The 20,962-nt window shown below is 61.9% G+C and carries 19 protein-coding genes; 18 read left to right on the top strand and 1 reads right to left on the bottom strand.

The window, feature by feature from the left end:
• Positions 1–8: 8 nt before the first annotated feature.
• Positions 9–1,535, top strand: a complete 1,527-nt coding sequence (locus P8L30_03245) for a M20/M25/M40 family metallo-hydrolase (protein ID MDG2239191.1) — start codon at positions 9–11, stop codon at positions 1,533–1,535.
• Between the two features lie 37 nt (positions 1,536–1,572).
• Here P8L30_03245 and P8L30_03240 read toward each other — a convergent pair whose 3' ends face one another.
• Positions 1,573–2,010 carry a hypothetical protein gene (locus tag P8L30_03240; GenBank protein ID MDG2239190.1) on the bottom strand — a complete coding sequence of 146 codons (438 nt, stop codon included), beginning with the start codon at positions 2,008–2,010 and terminating at the stop codon, positions 1,573–1,575.
• Between the two features lie 255 nt (positions 2,011–2,265).
• On the opposite strand from P8L30_03240, the gene tgt reads away from it, so the two are divergent.
• The 17 genes from tgt to P8L30_03155 all read left to right on the top strand — a co-directional run bounded on the left by tgt (position 2,266) and on the right by P8L30_03155 (position 20,850).
• Positions 2,266–3,414, top strand: a complete 1,149-nt coding sequence (gene tgt, locus P8L30_03235) for a tRNA guanosine(34) transglycosylase Tgt (protein MDG2239189.1) — start codon at positions 2,266–2,268, stop codon at positions 3,412–3,414.
• Between the two features lie 25 nt (positions 3,415–3,439).
• Entirely contained in the window at positions 3,440–3,778 is a 339-nt protein-coding gene (gene yajC, locus P8L30_03230) for a preprotein translocase subunit YajC (protein MDG2239188.1), read from the top strand.
• A 2-nt stretch (positions 3,779–3,780) separates the two neighbouring features.
• Entirely contained in the window at positions 3,781–4,290 is a 510-nt protein-coding gene (gene def, locus P8L30_03225; GenBank protein MDG2239187.1) for a peptide deformylase, read from the top strand.
• Positions 4,287–5,279 (top strand): methionyl-tRNA formyltransferase, encoded by a 993-nt coding sequence (gene fmt / locus P8L30_03220; protein MDG2239186.1) that lies wholly within the window; start codon positions 4,287–4,289, stop codon positions 5,277–5,279. Before def ends, fmt begins: the two co-directional genes overlap by 4 nt.
• Before the next feature lie 2 nt (positions 5,280–5,281).
• A complete protein-coding gene (locus tag P8L30_03215) occupies positions 5,282–5,926 on the top strand; it encodes a thiamine phosphate synthase (protein ID MDG2239185.1) in 645 nt (214 codons plus the stop codon).
• Positions 5,923–6,135, top strand: coding sequence for a sulfur carrier protein ThiS (thiS, locus tag P8L30_03210; GenBank protein MDG2239184.1), 213 nt, complete (start codon positions 5,923–5,925; stop codon positions 6,133–6,135). The genes P8L30_03215 and thiS overlap by 4 nt, the downstream gene beginning before the upstream one ends.
• 283 nt (positions 6,136–6,418) lie before the next feature.
• Entirely contained in the window at positions 6,419–7,231 is an 813-nt protein-coding gene (locus P8L30_03205; GenBank protein ID MDG2239183.1) for a thiazole synthase, read from the top strand.
• A 34-nt stretch (positions 7,232–7,265) separates the two neighbouring features.
• The gene (gene rsmB, locus P8L30_03200; GenBank protein MDG2239182.1) at positions 7,266–8,579 is read left to right on the top strand and encodes a 16S rRNA (cytosine(967)-C(5))-methyltransferase RsmB; all 1,314 of its coding nucleotides are present in this window, start codon (positions 7,266–7,268) and stop codon (positions 8,577–8,579) included.
• On the top strand, positions 8,576–9,421 hold the full coding sequence (locus P8L30_03195) for a PASTA domain-containing protein (protein ID MDG2239181.1): 846 nt from the start codon (positions 8,576–8,578) through the stop codon (positions 9,419–9,421). Before rsmB ends, P8L30_03195 begins: the two co-directional genes overlap by 4 nt.
• 76 nt (positions 9,422–9,497) lie before the next feature.
• The gene (locus P8L30_03190) at positions 9,498–10,055 is read left to right on the top strand and encodes a TlpA disulfide reductase family protein (GenBank protein ID MDG2239180.1); all 558 of its coding nucleotides are present in this window, start codon (positions 9,498–9,500) and stop codon (positions 10,053–10,055) included.
• A gap of 3 nt (positions 10,056–10,058) precedes the next feature.
• Positions 10,059–11,042 (top strand): CdaR family protein, encoded by a 984-nt coding sequence (locus tag P8L30_03185; protein MDG2239179.1) that lies wholly within the window; start codon positions 10,059–10,061, stop codon positions 11,040–11,042.
• Positions 11,039–12,088 carry a tRNA (adenosine(37)-N6)-threonylcarbamoyltransferase complex transferase subunit TsaD gene (tsaD, locus tag P8L30_03180; GenBank protein MDG2239178.1) on the top strand — a complete coding sequence of 350 codons (1,050 nt, stop codon included), beginning with the start codon at positions 11,039–11,041 and terminating at the stop codon, positions 12,086–12,088. The genes P8L30_03185 and tsaD overlap by 4 nt, the downstream gene beginning before the upstream one ends.
• A 72-nt stretch (positions 12,089–12,160) precedes the next feature.
• Positions 12,161–13,003, top strand: a complete 843-nt coding sequence (locus P8L30_03175) for a prolipoprotein diacylglyceryl transferase (GenBank protein MDG2239177.1) — start codon at positions 12,161–12,163, stop codon at positions 13,001–13,003.
• Between the two features lie 8 nt (positions 13,004–13,011).
• The gene (locus P8L30_03170; protein ID MDG2239176.1) at positions 13,012–13,866 is read left to right on the top strand and encodes a metallophosphoesterase; all 855 of its coding nucleotides are present in this window, start codon (positions 13,012–13,014) and stop codon (positions 13,864–13,866) included.
• A gap of 2 nt (positions 13,867–13,868) precedes the next feature.
• On the top strand, positions 13,869–14,051 hold the full coding sequence (locus P8L30_03165) for a hypothetical protein (GenBank protein MDG2239175.1): 183 nt from the start codon (positions 13,869–13,871) through the stop codon (positions 14,049–14,051).
• Between the two features lie 2 nt (positions 14,052–14,053).
• Complete coding sequence (locus P8L30_03160) at positions 14,054–16,294, top strand: BamA/TamA family outer membrane protein (protein ID MDG2239174.1); 2,241 nt, start codon at positions 14,054–14,056, stop codon at positions 16,292–16,294.
• Entirely contained in the window at positions 16,294–20,850 is a 4,557-nt protein-coding gene (locus tag P8L30_03155; GenBank protein MDG2239173.1) for a translocation/assembly module TamB domain-containing protein, read from the top strand. Before P8L30_03160 ends, P8L30_03155 begins: the two co-directional genes overlap by 1 nt.
• Positions 20,851–20,962: the final 112 nt, after the last annotated feature.

Below are 20,962 nucleotides of genomic sequence, written 5' to 3'. Positions count from 1 at the left end.
GTAGAAGTATGCGTTTGCATTCGAAGATTGCGTCCGTGTTCGCGCTCGGTGCACTGCTGGCTCCCGCGCCGACCGCCGCGCAGGTCGCTCAGGAGGCCGTCGATCTCGATGTCGTCGCCCAGATCCGTGAAGAGGGACTCGAACGGTCACAGATCGAAGCCCTGGCCCGCCACCTCACTGAGGTCATCGGGGCACGGCTTACCGGTTCGCCAGGCATGGCCGAGGCCAACGCTTGGACCGTCGAGAAGTTCAACGAGTGGGGCCTCGCCAACGCAGTGGTCGAGCCATGGGGAGAGTTTGGACGCGGTTGGAAGAACATGGGATATGCGGGACGGATCCTCACGCCTGTATCGCAGCCGCTACACGGGCAGCCGATGGCGTGGACGGGTAGCACGGACGGTTTGGTGCGCGGTGAAGCCGTGGTCATCCAGGCGGAGAGTGTCGAAGACGCCACCACGAAGTACGAAGGACAGCTCGGTGGCAAGTTCCTCTTGGTAGAGGCACTGCAAGACTTCGAGCCCGAGTTCGAGCACACGCCACGGAGGTCCTCGCTCGAATCCCTTTTGGAGCCGGCTCCCCAGACTGGCCGCGGTGGCCGGGGTGGGAACGCGGCTCTCTTCGCCCGCATGAGGGCGCAGCGTGCTGTTCAGCAAGCCATCTTTGAAATGGCGGCGTCCGAGGGCGCGGCAGGGGTGCTTCGCATCTCCTCGCGTGACGACGGTGTCATCCGTGGCGGGTCGGCCGGGAGCCGCGAGAGTGGGGCCCCTGAGGGGCTTCCGCACGTCGCGCTGTCCAAAGAGCAGTACAACCAGATTTTCCGTAACGTCACGAACGGATATCCGGTTGAGCTAGAGATCATGGTCGAGAATCAGTTCTACGAAGACGACCTGAACCAGTACAACTCTCTCGCCGAGATCCCGGGCACGGACAAAGCCGACGAGTATGTCATGCTCGGTGCGCACCTCGACTCGTGGCACATGGGCGGTGGTGCGACGGATAACGCGGCCGGCTCTACCATCATGATGGAAGCCATGCGCATCTTGAAGGCGATCGACGTGCAGCCGCGCCGCACGATCCGAATCGGACTGTGGAGTGGTGAAGAGCAGGGCCTCCTCGGCTCCCGTGCCTACGTCGCGAACCACGAGGAACTCCATGACAAGATCTCCGCTTATGTGAACGTCGATAACGGGACTGGACGCCTGCGCGGGATCTGGGACCAGTCGAATGAGGCAGCCATCCCGGTGTTCGAGCAGATCCTGTGGCCCTTCCGCGACCTTGGGGTCGTGGCGGTTCGCCACGGGGACACGGGCGGGACGGATCACCAGTCGTTCGACCGGGCGAACATCCCGGGCTTCAACTTCATTCAGGATCCCATCGAGTACGGCATCAACACGCACCACACCGAACTCGATACGTTCGACCACCTCGTCATCGCGGACCTTCAGCAGGCGGCGGTTGTTGTTGCTGCGACGGTGTACGCGCTCGCCATGCGCGACGAGATGATGCCGAGAAAGCCGGAACGCCCCGTTTCGTGATCTGACGAGAGGCATTCGAAGGAAGGGCCCGGCCACTTCATGTGGCTGGGCCCTTTTCGTTCGAGGCAGCCTTCCGCTCGGTGGATTGTACTTCGTGGTAGGCCTCTGCACGGTGTCCACTCCGGTCGCCCGCCGGGCAGGGAGCCAAGCGGAAATCAGGCCGACGCCCGCGAAGATCCTCACACCCGTGGGAAAGAAGTCCCTGTTCCTTGGGTCGTCTGAACCCTCCGGATCCCCAGCTGTGATAGCGATCTTTCACCGGCAGCCAGGGCGTCGCCCCGATCGCCTCTGCGCTGGCCAGTGATCCTACCCGTTCCTGGAAGAGCGTGTGGAACGCATCCCGTGACGTTCCGTCCTCATGGCGCGACGGCGGCAAGTGGACCTCAAACGTGAAGACGTCTTCGGCTTCCAACCCCAGAGGCACGCCAACCAGTGTCGTGAAGCTGCGCGTGAAAAGCGCGGCTCCGACGACCAAGGCTCAGGCCGTCCCCACGTGGACGATCACGAGCATGTCGCCCACCCTGCGTGCGAATCTGCCCTCCGCCGATGAGCGATCTCTTGCGCAGCACGTCTGCTGGTGTGGTGCGTGACATGCGGGCTGCAGGCGCGAGTCCGAAGAGCAGGTGACGCAAAAAGATAGTATGTGCCGCAAAGCAATCCTTTGGAGACTGAGACGGTGAAGGGGGGCTGAAGGTTGGAACGGCATGGGCGCTGGTTACATTCCCTCCCCATGTTCCAGCACACACTCGACGCCACTGAAGGCGCTGCCCGAAGTGGCACGTTCTCGACGCCACATGGCGACGTCCTCACCCCGGCGTTCATGCCGGTCGGAACGCTCGGGACCGTAAAGGGGCTCATCTCTGAGGAGGTGGAGGACCTTGGCGCTCAGGTTGTGCTCGCCAACACGTACCATCTGTATCTGCGTCCGGGGCACGAGCTCGTACACGAACTCGGAGGTATCCACGACTTCATGCGGTGGGACGGTCCGATTCTGACTGACTCGGGTGGTTATCAGGTCTTTTCGTTAGCTGACATCAGAGATATTCACGAAGATGGCGTGAACTTCCAGAGCCACATCGACGGCTCAAAGCATGTTTTCACCCCCGAATCCGTCATGGAGATTCAGCGCACATTGGGTGCGGACATCATCATGGCGTTCGACGAGTGCCCGCCGGGTGGGTCCGATCGAGCCACCGCGGAAGCCGCGAACGGGCGCACGCTCAACTGGCTACGCAGATGCCGCGACCGATTCCAGAGCCTGGAGTCCGAAGGTGACGTGCCGCATCAGTCGCTTTTCCCAGTGCTCCAGGGCAACGTCTACGACGATCTCCGACGTGAGCATGCCCGCCAATTCCAAGACATCGGTGACTGGCCAGGCTTCGGAATCGGCGGCCTTAGCGTGGGTGAGGCGAAGCCGGATATGTGGCGCACTTTGGAACTCCTCCACGAGGAACTGCCGGAGGACCGGCCGCGTTATCTCATGGGGGTGGGATACCCGGACGACCTCCTAGAAGCCGTAGCCCGTGGTTGTGACTTATTCGACTGCGTGGCCCCCACTAGGAACGCGCGTCACGGTACTGCCTGGACGAGCGAAGAAGGCCAGGTCAACTTGAAGGCGGCGCGCTTCCGAGCGGATACGCGCCCGATCGATCCTGGATGCGACTGCTATACCTGTTCGCGCTACGACCGCGCCTATTTGAGGCACCTCGTCGTGGCATCCGAATGGCTCGCGATGCGCCTTGTATCGATTCACAATTTGCGTTTCGTGGTGCGGCTCGGCGAAGAAGCCAGGCGACGAATCGCTAAGGGCACGTTTAAGGCGTGGAGCCAGGAATGGCTCGAGCGCTACAGGCGAGCCGGTAAAGAGGATTCGAAATAGATATAACTACGCTGGGAGATCGACTTTGACGCTGCCCCTTTATGCTCTGCTCGCCGTTCCTCGTGATGGCGCGAGCGGAGGCATGGTTCTTATGGTCCAAATGGGCCTGGTTTTCGCGATTTTCTACTTCTTGCTCATCCGGCCGCAGGCGAAGGAACGCAAGCGCCACGATGACATGTTGAAGAACCTCTCCAATGGTGATGAGATCATCACGAACGGTGGGATCATCGGGAAGGTCGTCCACGTCGAAGAGTCTCGTCTTACCGTGAAGACGGGTGATAACACCCGGCTGACGGTCGATCGGGGGCGGATCGCCGCCGTGATCGACCCGAGGGCTGGCACGAAGGACGCGAAGGACGAGTAGGAATGGCGTTGCGCGAAATCGTTCTCCTTGGTGATCCGGTCCTCCGTGCAGAGGCAGAAGAAATCGAGGACTTCGACAAGGGCCTCGGGTCACTCGTCCGCGACATGTTCGAGACGATGTACCACGCGGAAGGCATTGGTCTCGCGGCTCCCCAGATCGGAATTTCAAAACGCCTGATCGTGATCGACCTGCGGCTCGAAGATGAGCCGGATGCGAGGCTCGCCATGGTGAATCCTAGAGTCGTTTGGTCCAGCGATGATACGGAGAAGTCAACGGAAGGCTGCTTGAGCATTCCTGGGATGGAAGAGCTTGTACGCCGACCCTACTCCGTCATCATCAAGGGCTTCACACCCGAAGGGGAGCCCATGACAGTAGAGGCAGAAGAACTCTTCGCGCGTGCCCTCCAGCATGAGATCGATCACCTAGACGGTGTTCTCTTCATTGATCGTGTCAGTGCTCTGAAGCGACGCATGCTCATGAAGAAGTGGAAGAAGCTCCAGGCGGAAGAGTGAGAGTCCTCTTCTGGGGGACGCCCGACTTCGCCGTCCCTTCACTGCGCGCCTTGGACGAAGAAGGCCACGAGATCGTCGGTGTTGTCACTCAGCCTGACAGGCCAGCGGGGCGTGGCCGCCGACTGAAGCCTTCCGCGATCAAGCAGGTCGCGATCGAGCAGGGCGTTACGGTCCTCACGCCGGATCGTCCGCGTGGGGACGACTTTCTCGCCGAAATTGCAGCGCTCCAGCCCGATATCTCGGTTGTAGTGGCCTATGGGCACATTCTGAAGCGAGAGGTGCTCGATGTCCCCGCCCTTGGATCGATCAACGTCCACGCGTCGCTCCTGCCAGAGCTCCGCGGCGCGGCGCCGATCAACTGGGCGATCGCGCGTGGCCACTCCAAAACCGGAGTGACCGTCATGCGTATGGTCGAGGCCATGGATGCCGGCCCGATCCTGCACACGGTCGAAGAACCGATCTTCGAAGACGAGAACGCCTCGGAGCTGACAGTACGTTTGTCCGAGTTGGGCGCTGCCGCTCTCATCGAGGCTTTGACTCTGATGACGGCCGCGGACATCAAGGGTGAGCCGCAAGATGACGACTTGGCCACGTTCGCCCCCAAGGTGAGTCGTCAGGTGGCGCGTATCGATTGGCGGCGGACCGCTGTGGAGGTCTCGCAGCACATTCGTGGAATGGACTCCGTGCCGGGTGCGTGGTCCGAGTTGGCCGGTTTGCCGATCAAGCTCTTCAGGTCCAAGGTTGTACCGAATCATGTCATTGATCCTCCAGGCGAACCGGGACCTGGGGGCAATGGGGGACCACCTCCGGCGAAGGACCCGCCCGTGCCGGGCGAGGTTGTCGTCGCTGATGCCGAGAACGGCGTCGTGATCGAGACGCTGGACGGGGGCGTGCTGGTTACTGAAGTGCAGCCGCCGGGCAGGCGTCGCATGAGCGTTCGGGATTGGGTGATCGGACGCACTGTGACGCCCGGGCAGTGCTTCGAGTGAGGGTGCCGCGCCTACACGTCGTGACGGACGACGAGATTCTGGCCCGAGGTGATTTTCTCCGCTTGGCCCGTGAGGTCATTACGGCAGGTGGAGCTGAGATCGCTCTTCATGTGCGTGGACCGCGAAGCGACGGGCGAGTGGTGTTCGATGTGGCCTCACATCTTGTGGCGGTGGCCGACGAGGTCGGCGCCCGCCTGTTGATCAACGACCGTGTGGATATCGCTATGGCAACGGGGGCGCACGGGGTCCATCTGGGGCGGCGCTGTCTCGGCGTTCGCCAGGCTCGTGAGCTGCTAGGGGCCGACGCGATGATCGGGTCGTCCTGCCACAGTTCAGCCGAGGTGGGTGGAGCTGTGGCCGAGGGCGCAGATTTCGTGTTCGTGGGTGCGCTCTTTCGTACACCGAGTCACCCTGACACCGAAGCTGTGGGAGTCGAGTTGGTTTCTCGATCTGCAGGAGAGGCCAATGGCCAGCCGGTCATCGGGATCGGTGGTGTGGGACCTGAACAGGTCGAAGAGATCATTGATGCCGGGGGCCACGGAGTCGCGGTTGTACGGAGCGTCTGGGCTAACGAGGATCCAGCGGGAGCAGTGGGGCGGTTACTCGACGCCCTTCGGTTCGCGCCGACAGGAGGTGTCTTGCTGTGAGTGACAAGATCCAGGTGCGGTTGAACGGCAAGGAACGCGGCATCGATGGAGGGCACACGGTTCACACCCTTCTCGAGTCGCTCGAGCTCCACCCCGGAATGATCGTTGTGGAGTTGAACAAGAAGATCCTTGAGCGTGATCGGTACGGTGAATTCGGCATCCAGGAAGGTGATGTGATCGAACTCGTCCACTTCGTGGGCGGTGGCTGAGTGTGAAGGCTGTTGAAGAAGTGCAGCGGGTCTCGCGCAGGGGTCTTGCGGAGATCATGGTAGGAACGAGGACGAAGCGTAGCCATAGCTACGGTGAGGAGGAGAGACGACGCATGAGCCCGCAACCCCCGTGCGCCCTTCGGGTTACAGCGGCGAGGGGTCACATTGGTCGTTGGTGCTTCTCCCCGATGCGAAGCATCGCGTCGTCGCACCGCCTCGAACTTGACACCCTCGGCGCGTGGAACGAGACCCGCTGTACTTCTTCAACAGCCTTCAAAAAAAGATGACTGATCCCAAAGACACGTACCAAACGGCGAGAGCGTTAGACGGCTCGTTCCAGATCGGCGGTGTGGACTTCCAATCGCGACTCATTGTCGGGACGGGGAAGTACACGACCAACGAGATCATGCTCGATGCGATCCGAGCCAGTGGGGCCGAGATGGTCACCGTCGCGGTGCGGCGCGTGGATCTCGACCGCACGAAAGAGAAAGCCATCCTCCATCATCTGAGTCCCGATGAGTTCTTCTTGCTGGCGAACACCGCGGGCTGCTACACTGCCGAGGACGCGATCCGATATGCGCGTCTCGCCCGAGCCGCGGGTTTCAACGAATTCGTGAAGCTCGAGGTGATCGGGGATGAGGCGACGCTGCTTCCCGACGTGCATGCCACGCTCGAGGCGGCGAAGACCCTCGCCGACGAAGGGTTCAAGGTCATGGCCTACACCAACGACGATCTTATCACGGCGCTTCGTCTCGAAGACGCGGGATGCGCTGCAGTGATGCCTCTGGCAAGCCCGATCGGAAGCGGACTCGGTGTAGTGAACCCGTACTTCATCCGTGAGATCAAACGACGTCTCGAGGTGCCCGTGATCGTGGATGCGGGTGTCGGCACGGCTTCCGACGCGTGCGTCACCATGGAGCAGGGCGTGGATGGTATCCTCATGAACACGGCGTTGGCGGCAGCGGATGATCCGGTTCGGATGTCACACGCGATGAAACACGCGGTTCTCGCGGGCCGTTTGGCGTTTCTGGCCGGCCGCATGCCGTCACGCGAGATCGCTGTGCCCTCTTCCCCGACCACCGGGATGCTCGACTAGTCGTGCTACGACCCTCCTCAGAGTCCTTCCGTTCGTGACGAGCGGGGACATCACGACAGGGCGAGATGCCGCCTACGTCATCCGCGTTCAAGTCGAACGCGGACGCCGGCTCGATATCGCCTTAGGGGCTGCGCTGGTGGGCCTCGATCCGCGCGAGCGGGCATTCGCACATGACTTGGCGTACGGTACGACGCGTATGCGGGGACGACTCGACCACCTACTGGCCAAGCATATACACAAGGGACTGGCATCCCTGCAGCAGGACGTGCTCGAGGTGCTGCGCCTCGGCGCATACCAGATCCTCTACATGGGTTCTGTCCCTGATTATGCGGCCGTGTCCGGGTCGGTGGACCGAGCCCGAGAGCTGAAGGGGAAGGGCGCCGCGGGGTTGGTCAACGCCGTCCTGAGGCGTGTGTCGGAGGATGGCGATGGGGACGACCAGTTCCCTGATTGGACGACCGACCCTGCCGACTATCTCTCGACGTGGGGCTCCCACCCGCGGTGGCTCATCGATCGATGGTTGGCACGCTGGAGTCCGGAAGAGGTCCGCTCGCTCGTGGATACTAACAACGGCCGGCCGACGACCTTCTTGAATTCTCTAGACCAATCCCAGGACGCTGCGGTCGAGCTCCTGGCCCAGGCAGGTATCACGGCACGATCGGTTCAGGACGTTCCTAGCGCCGTCCGGCTCGCATGGAGTACTCCGCCCTCTGAGGCCCTGTCTGTCCTGCCGGGCTCCATCGTTCAGGACCCTGCGGCTCAACTGGTTGTTCGGTACATGGATATCGATCCGGGCACGAAGGTTGCAGACCTTTGTGCTGCCCCAGGCGGAAAGGCGCTCGCTGCCTCTGTCGGGGCTTCCTATACCGTCGCCGCAGATCGCTCGGAGTCACGCATACGTATGGTGCGAGAGAACGCAGATCGAACAGGCCGCCGAGTCAGCTGTGTGGTTGCGGATGCTGCTCACCCGCCCTTGGTGGACGCTGACGTCGTTCTTCTCGACGTTCCGTGTACAGGTACGGGCACCTTGGCACGACATCCAGATGCACGGTGGCGTTTACGCCCGGAGTCGGTGACGGAGCTCACGGCCGTTCAAGACCGAATGCTCGAGGCAGGCGCCACGACTGTGGGGAGGGGCGGATTGTTGGTGTACTCGACGTGCACGTTGGAGCCTGAAGAGAACGGGGAGCGAATCGAAGCGTTCCTGAACGCGCACCCCGACTTCACGATCGAAAACTCTGGATCGGTCTCGTCCAACTTCATCGACGAGCACGGTTACCTGTCGGTACTCCCGCATGAGGCCGGCTTCGATGGATCGTTCGCAGCGCGTCTGAGGAGATCCGAATGAGACTCGGCGGGTCGCTTGCGCGTCGACGTGGTGGAAAGAGCAAGGGGAAGTCGCCGAAAAAGGCGGCGGCGCCCAAGAAGCAGCTGGCGAAGAAGAAGGACCCAAGCACCAAGCGGTCCATGCCGTGGCTCCTTGTCGCGGCTCTCGCGCTTTTCGGTTGGGGCGGCGGGTACATCGCTGCGACACAATGGGTCTTCCCTGCGCCTGAACCGTTGGGCGACCTCTTCGAGGTTCCCGACGTCCGCGGCATGGGCCTAGCGAGTGCGCGAGAGCGGTTTGCTGATGCGGGTCTGCAACTTGGAGTCATCGACTCGTTGCTCCATCCGTCGGTCCCTGCAGCGTTGATCGTGGGCCAGGCTCCCCTGGCTGGGCAGATCGCACGCCCGGAGACTGAAATTCGGGTCACGATTTCTTTGGGCCCTCAGCTCCGTTCGATCCCTGACGTGACACAGCTCGACGAGGCCGGTGCGCGCATTGTCCTGGAAAGCAGCGGCTTCAGGGTTTTGCTCGATACCGCTCAGGCCGAAGTGCCTCGAGGCCGGATTATTGAAACGATCCCCCCCGCCGATTCGATCCTAGCGCTTCCATCTGATGTTCGTATGGTCGTGAGTACGGGACCGCCCCTCGTTCTCATGCCTCTCGTGCTAGGCCTAGAAGAACATGAGGCGGTGCAGATTTTGGACTCACTCGGCCTCGTTGTGGCCGAGACAGCCGAGGTCTTCCGCTTCGGGCGTGACCAGGGCATCGTGGTAGAGCAGGAGCCTGCCGTGGACACTGAGCTGGAGCGTGGGGCTGAGGTCCGATTGTCGGTGGGACGCCGGGCGAGACAGAGGGAACAATGACCGCACGGCGTCGTAGCAATCGTGACGTCAGTAGACGTCCCGATCCGTTGTCTCGCAACGCTTTTCGAGCCTCGACATGAAGCGCAGTTTTGCTCGCTCTCCCTATCTATGGACCATCCTCGGAGCCGTCACGGTTGTCATCGTGGCGTGGGCCGGACGTGAGAGCTATCAACCCGTAATCACGGGCGAGGTCGCACCCGAGTTCGTGGCGCGGGCGATGGACGGTACGGATGTCGCCATTTCGGACTACGCGGACAAAGTCGTCCTGGTGAACATTTGGGCCACTTGGTGTGGTCCGTGCCTCGAAGAAATGCCCTCGATGCAACGTCTCTACGAAGAACTCGACAACGAAGACTTCGAGATACTCGCCATCAGCATCGATGCCCCATTCGGGCAAGCCGATTCGTTCGGCCGACCGGGTGGCGACCTCGACGCTTTCGCTCAGGACTTGGGTCTCACCTTTCGCATTCTCCATAACCCGGCTGGTGACGTTCAGCGGGTCTATCAGACAACGGGCGTGCCAGAGACCTTTTTGATCGGAAAAGACGGCATCATCTACAAGAAGGTCGCGGGTGGAACCCATTGGGATTCGCCCGTGAATCACGCGCTCGTCCTCCGCCTCCTCGGGCAGTAGCACATGGCTTCGCGGCCGGGCAGGGTGCTTCTGCACAATTGGCGACTCAAGCTGGCTGCGCTCGGTCTGTCCGTGTTTCTCTGGGGCTTGGTCCAAACGGAGCCGAGAAACCAAGAGACATTCTCGTCGATCCCCATCATCGTCTCCGTCGCAGATACAGCTTGGACTTTGGCTGCACCTCCCAGTCCTGCTCAGGTTGAACTACGCCTAGGCGGACCCGCTAGAGAGATCATTCGACTCGCACGTGAAGGCACCACGGTTCGGGTCCCACTCGAAGGGATCAACTCCGCGGACACGCTCGTCTCACTTCGGCGAGAATGGGTTGGTTTGGGTGAAGGTCGCGGCCTGTCCGTTGAATCGCTTTCTCCGGTGAACATCCGCGTCTCTCTAGAGCGAGCGATGACGCGTACGCTCCCCATTGCGCTGCGCACGCGCGGGGCTGTGCCGTCCAACATGGCTTTGGCGAGCCCGCTCGGGCTCAACCCACGTGAGGTACGAATCCGGGGTCCGCGGAGCCGGATCGAAGGTCTGGATTCTGTGCATTTGAGCCCCTTCGACCTCACCGCCGTTCAGGCGTCCGGGGTCTTCAACGTCGCTCTGGACACGACGGGCTTGTTTGGGGTCATGTTGGTGCCGACTACGGCCACCGTAGGGGTCCGACTCGAGTCAGTGGTCGAGCGCGTGTTGTCCGGACTTACCGTCTTCGTAGACACCGAACGGATAGGCACTGAAGTCGTGGTGGACCCGCTGTCGGTCCAGCTCAGGGTTACGGGGGCGAGAACGCTGGTCACCGGAATCCAGCCGGAGCTTCTACGTGTATGGGTGCAGGGGGAGTTGCTTACGGGCATGGCTCCGGGAGAAGAGCGCCGTGTGCCGCTTCAAATCGATGGCGTGCCTGATCTCGTCACCGCAGTTCCGTCGACGGACGTCGTGACGGTACGGAGGGCTGCCGACCTAGCGGGCGGAGGGGACGCTAGCGGCTGGTGAGCACAGCCCGCGGCCCCCTCGTTCTGGGTCTCGAGACTTCGTGTGACGAGACCTCGGCTGCAGTGATCGACGGTGACAATCGCGTGCTGGGGCATGTGATTCTCTCGCAGGACGAACATGCCGTTTTCGGCGGGGTGATCCCTGAGATCGCGGCCCGTGCGCATCTGAGGAAGATCGACGTGGTGGTCGACGAGGCTTTGGCTCAGGCTGGCGTAACACTTGAGCAGGTGGACCTCATCGGCGCGACGGCGGGGCCGGGGCTCATTGGCGCGCTACTCGTGGGTGTGTGCTGGGCCAAATCAGCTGCCTTCGCGCTCGGGCGCCCGTTCGTGCCAGTGCACCACATGGAGGGGCACCTATTCGCCCCGTCTCTCGAGGACCCCGAGGCCCAGCCCCCCTTCGTCGGGCTGCTGGTGTCAGGCGGCCACACCATGTTGTTGCATGTTCCCGAATGGGGTGACTATCGACTGCTTGGCGAGACCAGGGATGATGCGGCTGGCGAGGCCTTCGATAAGGTCGCCAAACTCTTGGGTCTCTCGTATCCGGGCGGCCCTGAGATTCAGCGTGTGGCGGTGCTTGGTGACCCCAAGAAACACGTCCTTCCTCGCCCCATGCTCCGCAGAAACCAAAGCCTGAATGAAGCGGCGTATTTCGACTTTTCGTTCAGTGGGCTCAAGACGGCGGTGGTGGATTTGACGCGTCGTGTGGGGCATGAGCAGAGTGTCGGGGCCGAACGCCCGAACATTGCCGCTGCCTTTCAGGAAGCTGCGGTCGACGTCCTCGCTTCTAAGACAATGCGAGCCGTCCACGCGACCCAGTGCGACCGGGTACTGATTGGAGGAGGTGTTGCTGCGAATCTCCGGCTTCGAGAAGCGCTTTCGGAACGCCTCGGGGCGCATGGCCGGTTGTTCCACGCGTCCCCGCGGTTGTCGTTGGACAATGGAGCAATGATCGCGCGGGCCGCTCGCTTTCGTTATGACAGGGGTGACGTGAGCGGCTTCGATGCGTCCGCCTCCGCTGGACTCGAATTCCCTGGCCTTCGGTAGGGGGGCATTTGTTGACCCGAATGTCCCGGTTTACCTGTTTCGATAACTCCCTCCTCACGCGAAGTTAGGCTCATGTATCCCATCATTTTCGAATTTCCGGCCTGGGTTCCCTTCATGGGCGGAGAGGCGGTCACCTCATTCGGGGTGTTCATGCTCTTTTCGTTCCTCACGGGCGGATATCTGATCCGTGCCGAAATGGCCCGCATTGGCGAAGATCCCGACAAGGCTTGGGACCTCGTCTTTATGGGTGTCGTCGGCGGAATCTTGGGTGCCAAGATCTACTACATCCTGCTGAATTACCCTCGACTGGCGACAGATCCAGCGGCGCTGATTCTGTCGCGTGGTGGATTGGTGTGGTACGGCGGATTCATACTTGCCACGGCGTTGGTCGTGTGGGAGATCCGCAGGCAGAAGCTGCCTCTACCAACCATGGCAGATGTGGTCGCTCCAGGGCTGGCGATGGCCTACGGCGTGGGCCGGATGGGTTGCTTCCTCGTAGGTGATGATTGGGGTGTTCCGACTGATTCTTGGGTCGGTATCGCCTTCCCAAAGGGTTACCCGGCGACCACCGTCTCGAACATCGAGGCGCTTGGGATCTCCGTCGATCCGGCTTTAGTCGAGAAATACGGACAGGTACTGCCGGTACATCCGACCCAGTTGTACGAGGTCGGGATCAGCACGGCGGTGTTCTTCTTTTTGTGGAAGATTCGGCGCCATAAGCACAACGCGGGATGGCTGTTCATGCTCTGGTTGGGTTTCGCGGGCGCGGAACGATTCCTGGTCGAGTTCTTGCGGGCCAAGGACGATCGGTTCTTCGGAGTCCTTACCTTGGCTCAGATCATCTCGCTGGGAATCATCGGGGTGGGCATCTACGGTATGACGAAGCTGGGCCGGCCCGCTGAGGCCGCAGCCTAGGACGCGCTGTGCTGACCATTCTTCACGCCTCCGACTTGCAGTTCGGGAAGCCATTTCGCCCGAGAGCGGGAGATGCTTTCCGTAGTCTCGCCTTCGAAGTGATGCCGGATCTGATTGTGGTTTCGGGCGACCTTACGCAGCGTGCGAAGCCTCGCGAATTCAAGGCCGCCTGGGATTTCCTAGAGCGACTGCCTAGGGTTCCCCTCGTGGTGACACCTGGGAACCACGACGTGCCGCTCTATCGTATCTGGGAGCGGGCGGTCACGCCGTTCTGGCGCTGGCGGCATCACATCCCACGGGATGTGGATTCCGTCGTGCGGGTCGCTGGGTCGATGATCGTCGGATTGAACTCGGCCAGCCCGTACCGCGCGATCGTAAATGGGCGAATTCAGAGGCATCAACTCGCCTTCGCGCGAAAAGCGTTCGATGAAGTCCCTCCTGGGGGGCCGCGGGTCTTGGTGGTTCACCATCATTTTGTGTCTCCGCCAGATGGCGAGGGGGGCGCACCCCTACCTGGCGGGCGGAAGATCCTCCAGGAGATCGAAGACATGCAGGTGGATGTCGTGCTGAGCGGGCACATCCATCAGACCTTGATTGCCTCGTCGCGCGATGTGATCCCGGGTGACCGGGCGGGCGTTCCGCTGATCCACACCGGTACGACCACCTCTCGCCGGGGGCGTGGACCCGAACACCGCAAGAACAGCTGCAACATCGTGAAGGTGCTCGAGGACACGATCGAAGTAACGCCTCATTTCTTCGAGTCCCATGGGAGCGCGTTCGAGCCAGGTGAGACGGTTTCTGTTCCGCGTCCGGGTACGCCGATGAAGACCGCGTACCCCGGGGCGTTCCCCCAGGAGGACTAAGCGTGCGCTACCTGAGGAACCGGCCGACCCGTTCTGAGAACGTACGTGCAGCTGCTGTGTCCTCGGCGATCGCGGCTGGAGTGGGCGTAGTGACGTTCTACTTCGCTCGGATGTTACTCGCTCGTGAGCCCGTACGAACGGAGATCGCCGAGCGGGTGGACCTACCCCGATTCGGGGACGACTGATCGTGTCCCGGTTCAGCCCCGTGCTCGTTTGCCTGGGGGTATTGGTGGCGGCCGCCGTTTGTCCCGCCACCGGTTCTGCACAAATCGGTCGTACAGAAGTGGTTTCCGTCCGTTTCGAAGGGAACGAGTCGTTCCCCAGAGATTCCCTGGCGCGGGCCATCGTCACCCGAGAGACCGAGTGCCGTTCGGCGATCTTTTCCCCCTTTTGCTGGGCCGGAGCGGACTTTGCCCTGCAAGAGTTCTACTTGCAGGAGCGGCAGATTCCGCTGGACCGGCTGCGTCTTCAGGTGTGGTACCAGATCCGCGGATTCCGAGAAGCGACGGTAGATACGGCCCGAACCATGCATGAGGAGGGAACGGCAGAGGTGTCGTTTCTCGTGGTCGAAGGACAACCAGTCTTGGTAAGAAGCATTTCCGTAGAGGGTGTCGAGGGCTTCAATGACCCCGAGATCACCGCGACCCTGCCTCTTCTGCCTGGTGACCGCTTGAGCCAGATCGCCCTTGAGGCGACTCGGGATTCGCTTCAGAATCGGCTCGCGAACAGAGGATATGCTCGGGTAGAGGTATTCCGTCGCTTCAGGATTCCGGCCGACGACCCGTACGGTGCGGAAGTGACATACTCCGTCGAGGTGGGAACGCGCGCGTACTACGGGCCAGTCGAGATTTTCGGCAACGAGTCTCTGAGCGACGCCACGATCCGCAACACGCTCGAGTTCCGTGAAGGAGATCTATATCGCGGTGCCGAACTGTTCGAGAGTCAGTCGCGGCTCTTCGGCCTCGACATCATGCGCAGTGCGACGGTCCAGCCTGACTTCGCGAACGCCACAGACTCGGTGATTCCGGTTCGAGTGGATGTCACCGAGGGTGATGAGTACCGGGTCCGATATGGCGCTGGCCTGAGTAACGCAGAGTGTTTCGATCTGGAGACCCGCTGGACGGCTCGGAACTTCAGGGGAGGTGGCCGGATCCTTCAGGCCCGTGCGCGCGTGTCGAACCTTCTCACGCCGCAGTTCAGGGACATCCTTTGCCCACAGGCGGGCAAGGAAGAATTCGGCGAGTTGAACTGGCTGGCCTCGATAGACTTTGCGCAGCCCTGGATCTTTTCGACGCGCAATTCATTTGTCGCCTCGGTCTTTGGTGAGAGACAGAGTCTGCCGGACGTCTTTGTCCGCCAAGCTGTGGGCCTGCAGGTGGCGTTGACTCGTGCGATTGGTCCGCAGACGTCGCTTACGATCTCCTATCGGCCTGAGCTGTCTCGGCTCGAAGCTGCGGAGCTCTTGTTCTGCACGGGCTTCTTGGTGTGCACGCCCGAGGACATCGACATCCTCGACGACGTAAACATGATCGCTCCCATTGGGATCAGCTTCTCGCGCAATCTCGCGAACAATCCGCTGAACCCCACCCGAGGGTATTCACTCGCGTTGGACCTGGAGCACGCGGCGGGCTGGACCGGATCCAACTTCCGCTACGATCGGTTCTTAGCCGAGGCCGCGACCTATAACGCGTTTGGATCGGGAGTTGTCGCAGCGCGGATTCGGGGTGGGTGGGTAGGCGCGGGCCCCTTCAGCGAATTGGTGCGTGGAGGGGACGCAGTCGACATCGTACAGCCCGAAAAGCGCTTTTATGCAGGGGGTGCGAACTCCGTTAGAGGGTTCGCACAGAGCAGACTGGGACCTCGCGTCCTTCAAGTGTTGGATCCGGTGCGTCTCATGACTGTGAGCAGCACGAGTGTTACCGCCGCATGCACACCAGCCCAGGTCATGGACCTGTCGTGTGATGCCACACCGCTTGGAGACGCCGGCTTCATCCCGCGCCCCACGGGCGGGACGCGACTTCTGGAAGCCAATCTCGACATCCGCTTCGGGATCTCAAGCTCATTCGAAGGCGTGGTTTTTGCCGATGTAGGGCAGGTCTGGGCCGTCAAAGAGCGTGCGGCGCTTGCCGATCTCGAAATCACTCCGGGCGCCGGCGTGCGTTACCTGAGCCCCATCGGCCCAATCCGGGTCGACGTGGCGTATCGTTTTCGCGGCGGGCAGGCGCTCTCCGTAGTGACGTCACAGATCAGGCCGTTCGACCCGAGCGTGGACAACGAAGAAGCGAAGCTCAGCATCAACGGGGTTTTTGCGCCTTATGTAAGGACGAAGAACATCGCGCTGCTCACTCCGACGGTGCTCTTCGGGCACTCCTCCTCCTGGTCGCTCAGGCGTTTTCAACTCCACATCTCCATCGGACAGGCCTTCTAGTGGGTTCGGAGCACGAGGAACCGGTGGCGGGTGCGCCGGAGATCTCGCAGCCCGAAGCCGGCTCGGAAAGCGGCGACCCCGTGCTGCGACGCCGGGGTCGCAAGCGTGAGGCCGCACGGCGGGTGATGCGTTGGGCTGGTGCTGGTGTGTTGAGCGTTTTGCTGTTCGCGACAGTGATGGTGCAGAGCGGGCGAGGCCAACGAATGCTACTGGACGGGGTCCTCAGCCGTGCGGAGGACGCACTGCTCGGCACACTCGAAGTGCAGGGTGTGCGGAGCGGCACGCTCCTTACGGGCGCAACGCTGACGAACGTGACACTTACGGCCGAGAACCATCGACGACTCCTCACTGCGGACTCCATTCAACTCCGGTATTCCCCTGTCGCGCTCTTCGCGGGTGCCCCCGAGGTGTCTTCACTCGTGGTGTGGGGACTCGACCTGGAGATCTCGCGACTCGCCTCGGAGGAGAGAGTGAACATCACTCGCCTGCTTCGGCCCAGAGTCGACTCCGACGGAGTCGATAGTGTTTCTGGTGGCCCGACAGAGCCTATCCGTTTTGGGCGCATCGGGGTCCGTGAGGGTGTGGTTCAGATTTTGCACCCGGCGAGCGAAGACGGGAGAGGGACCACGGTCGAGTCGCCTGACGGTGAGGGCCGGCTAGACCGGCTCGCGTTCGAGGCGATCGACTTCGATTTAGAGGACGCCGAGCTCGATTTGAGCGGGGGTGACGAATACCTCCGAGCCAGGCTCGCTTCCCTTTCAATGGATGCTGCGATTCTCGCCGAACCACTCCGGGTCGATGAGGCGTTCGGGGAACTCACCTTCGGGCGGGGTGGCATCAGAGTGGAATCGGGGGCGTTCAGACTTCCTGGGTCACTTCTTCGTGGCGACCTCTCGGTGGGGCCGCGGGAGGGCGGTGACGTGTGGATTTTCGAGTCGGCGGCCGAAACGGATGGAGCGGGAGATCTCACTGACTTCGCGTGGATCGACCCGCGCATTCCGGCGGGCTCATTCAGGGGCGCGGCGAGCGTGCGTGTCGACGGCGACGTCGAAGTCCGCTTCCAGGACTTCGAGATGCAGGTGGAAGAGAGCACGCTCACTGCCACGGGCACGGCCCGATTCGGGCGTGAACTCGTGTTCGAGGACCTGGACCTCACCGCCAGCCCAGTCAATATCGATCGCATCGAGCCGTGGGTTCCAAGAGAAGCCCCCCTCAATGGCTGGTTGAGCGGGGAGGTTCGCATCAACGGGACGCTCGCCAGAACGGTGGCGACGGGACGGCTGACACTGGTCCCGAGCGGATATGGGGGTGCGGCCACCACCGCCGACTTCAGTGGCACGTTGTTTAGTGGAGTGAACCCAGGAGCCTCGGGATTCGAGGCTCGGATGAACCCGGTGAACTACGAGCTGGTCGAGGCGTTCTTCCCGGCTATCCTCATGGAAGGCACTGGCACGCTCAATCTGGACATCTCGGGAAGAGTGGACGATGCGCTCCGTTTCGTGGCGGATGCCACGCATCGAACGGATGGCCTTATGGAATCGCGTGCTATCGCTCGCGGGGCGGTGCGCCGGACCGATACAGGTGAGTGGATTCTCGACGTACAAGGGGATTTGGCTCCCCTTTCGTTGGGCATGTTCTCTGCGATGAGCCCGGACGTCGACCTGGGTGGGACGCTTACCGGGACATGGCGTGCGGAAGGACGGCTCAGGGACGTGAGCATCAGGGCCGCCCTCGACGCCGCAGACGGGCGTGTACTCTTCGACGGCGTGTTCGACATGCGTCGGCCAGGCTCCTTCTACCGGTTCGACGCCACCGCGGAGGAGATCTCGCTCTCTACGATCACCGGTCGGCTTCCTGCACCGTCGTTTTGGTCTGGGGGACTGTCCATGGAAGGGAGGGGGGTCCGCCTGGATTCGATGGACGCCGCGGCGACGCTGACGTCGACACGGGCGCGAATCGGCGGATTGCACGTGGATACTGTCACCGCGCACATGAGAGCGTCGGCGGGAATCCTGACTGTGGATAGCCTGGACGCTCTTCTGGGAGGCGTCCGCCTCACAGGGAACGGCCGCTTGGGTATGGCAGCTCCGCTGGACGGCGAGGCGCACCTCGATTTCTCGACCGAATCGCTCGCCGGACTCCGGCCTTTGTTGCTGGGGGACACCGTGATCGCCAAGGACACGCTAACCGCGATCGAGACCACCCTCTTGGCATGGGACGGCGTAGAAGTCGATGCTTTGCCAGACACGATCGACGTGCGTATGCACGGTGTGGCGAACGGTAGTGTGCGACTCGTGGGCTCGGTGGACGCGCTCAACGTAGAACTCACCATGGACGTCCGCCAAGCCATCTACGGTCACAACCAAGCCGACAGTGCGCACCTCCGGATGACGGCCCGGGACCTGCCTGCGTTGGACGGCGCGTGGGACGTCGTCCTCGATATGCATGGCGTGGAGTGGGAAGGTCGATCGTTCACGTCTGCCCATTTTGATGGAGACATGATCTCGAGAGCTGGAGCGGCGTTTTTGGATGTGGTTCGTGGCCCTGGTGAGGAGATCCAAGGACGTGGGCGATTCGCTTTCGATTCGCTTGGTGGGGGACTTGCCCTCGATGAGGTAACGGCGAGCGTCGACTCCCTCGTGTACTCGCTGGCTCGCCCCACGGAGCTGAGGTGGGATCGAACATCCCTAGTTGTGGATGATCTGGAAATCACACGACCCGGCGATGACCCCATGCGCTTGACCGCTGCGGGGAGTCTGTCTCGCAGTGGAACGTCGGATTTCGACCTGGTCGTAGAGGGCCTTCACCTCGGGCGGGTCGCCCGCATGCTGGAAATGGACGACTGGACCGGCGGTGGACACGCCGACTTCACGTTGTCTGTAGATGGGGTCGCTGAGGATCCCGCGATCTCGGCTCAGTGGGCCATCGAGGACCCGGTGCTTCAGGATGTCCAACTGTCACGGTTGGCCGGTGAACTGACATACGCTGGCCAGGAGGCGCAGGTGGCGACGAGTGCCTGGTCGGGCGATCACGAGGTCTTCGCCGTGAGCGGGCGCGTGCCGTTGGATCTCGCGTTGAGCGAGGTCTTGGACCGCACGCCTCCAAGGGTGATGGACCTGGCCGTGCGCGCCGACTCGTTGGATGCTTCCCTGGCGTTGGCGTACTTCCAGGTCCTCGAGGATGTAGTGGGGATCGTCGATGGTTCGGTGACCGTGAGAGGCACGCTCGACGCCCCTCGGCCCGATGGCGAGATGACGCTCGCCGGAGGAGCCTGGTCCATTGACGCGCTCGGCGTGCGCCACGCTGACGTGACTGGTGCGCTGACGCTGAATCCGGATCGCACGGTGACCGTCGATCTCAGTTCCTCGGCAACCGGACAGTCCACGGTGAGCGGAACAGTCACGCTGGTTCCACTCCGCAATCCTGGACTCGATCTCTCGTTTGCCTTTTCCAACTTCCAAGCGGTCAATCGACTCGACATGGAGGGCAGGATCAGCGGCGACCTCTTGCTCAGGGGCCCCTTCGGGAGACCTCGGGTGACCGGGGCCCTGCAAGTGGATGCGGGCACACTCTTCGTGAACGAGTTCGCGCGGAACGCGGAAGTTGTCGACTTGTCCGATCCGAGGCTGTTTGGAGCAGACACGACTGTTTTCGAGACCCAATCACTCATTCGGGATATCCAGAACCCCTTTCTACAGAGTCTCACTGTGGAAGTCGATCTCTCGGTCCCGCGCGATACGTGGATGCGGTCAGAGGAAATGTCCATTGAGATGGGTGGTGATCTGTTTGTGCGGTACGATCGCATCCAGAGAGACATCGTCCTCGTTGGGGAGCTGGAAGCTCTTCGGGGATCGTATTCTGTGCTCGGACGCACCTTCGACGTGACCGGTGGAACCGTTGGTTTTGCGGGGATCCCCGGTGTAAATCCCGTGCTCGACATCCAAGCGATGAGTAGGATTCGACGCCGGTTCGTGGAGGCGCTCGAGGTAAACGCGACCGTGGAGGGAACGCTCACACTTCCGAGAGTTACGCTTGCCACGGAAGAGGCGGGCGTGGCTGAGTCCGACCTCATCAGCTACCTGATTTTCGGCCGGTCGAGTTCCGAGTTGGCTACGGGTCAGCAGAGCTTCTTGGCGGGAGCAGCTGGGTCAGTGGCCGGCGCGGCCACCGGTGCCATTACGACCCTCGTGTCCGGCGCCGTGGCGAGTCAGCTTGGTGCCGCCCTCTCGCAGGGAATCGGTGTGGACTATTTGTCGATCACTCAGGCTGGCAACGTTGGATTCGCCTCCGGGATCACGAACTCACAGATCGAGATCGGACAGTACGTGGGGCAGGACGCCTTTATCGTCTTGGTCTTCCGTCCGCTGCAGGCTCGGCAGAGCGGCGGGAGCCCCTTCGGAGGTGCTCGACTAGAGTGGGCTCTGAACGACGACTACACCGTCGAAGGGTTCTTTGAGGATCGATTCCTGAGGAGTGGTAGCATCGGGCTGAGCGGGTTGGGTATCGCGCCGTCCCAGATCCTCGGAGTCTTCATTTTCCGAGAGTGGGGATACTAGCCGAGGCCTGACGCTAAGGCCCAGGATCGCTCCTCCGCGCCCCATTCCGCCGGCATCACCAGCAGAGGAGCTGGTGTTTTTCGAAGTGACCCGCGCGGAGCGGGTGTGGAGA

Source organism: Longimicrobiales bacterium (genome assembly GCA_029245345.1).
GTDB lineage: Bacteria > Gemmatimonadota > Gemmatimonadetes > Longimicrobiales > Gaopeijiaceae > CALFPJ01.
Note: the sequence above shows the minus strand (reverse complement) of the source record. Positions and strands in the feature narration are given on the sequence as shown.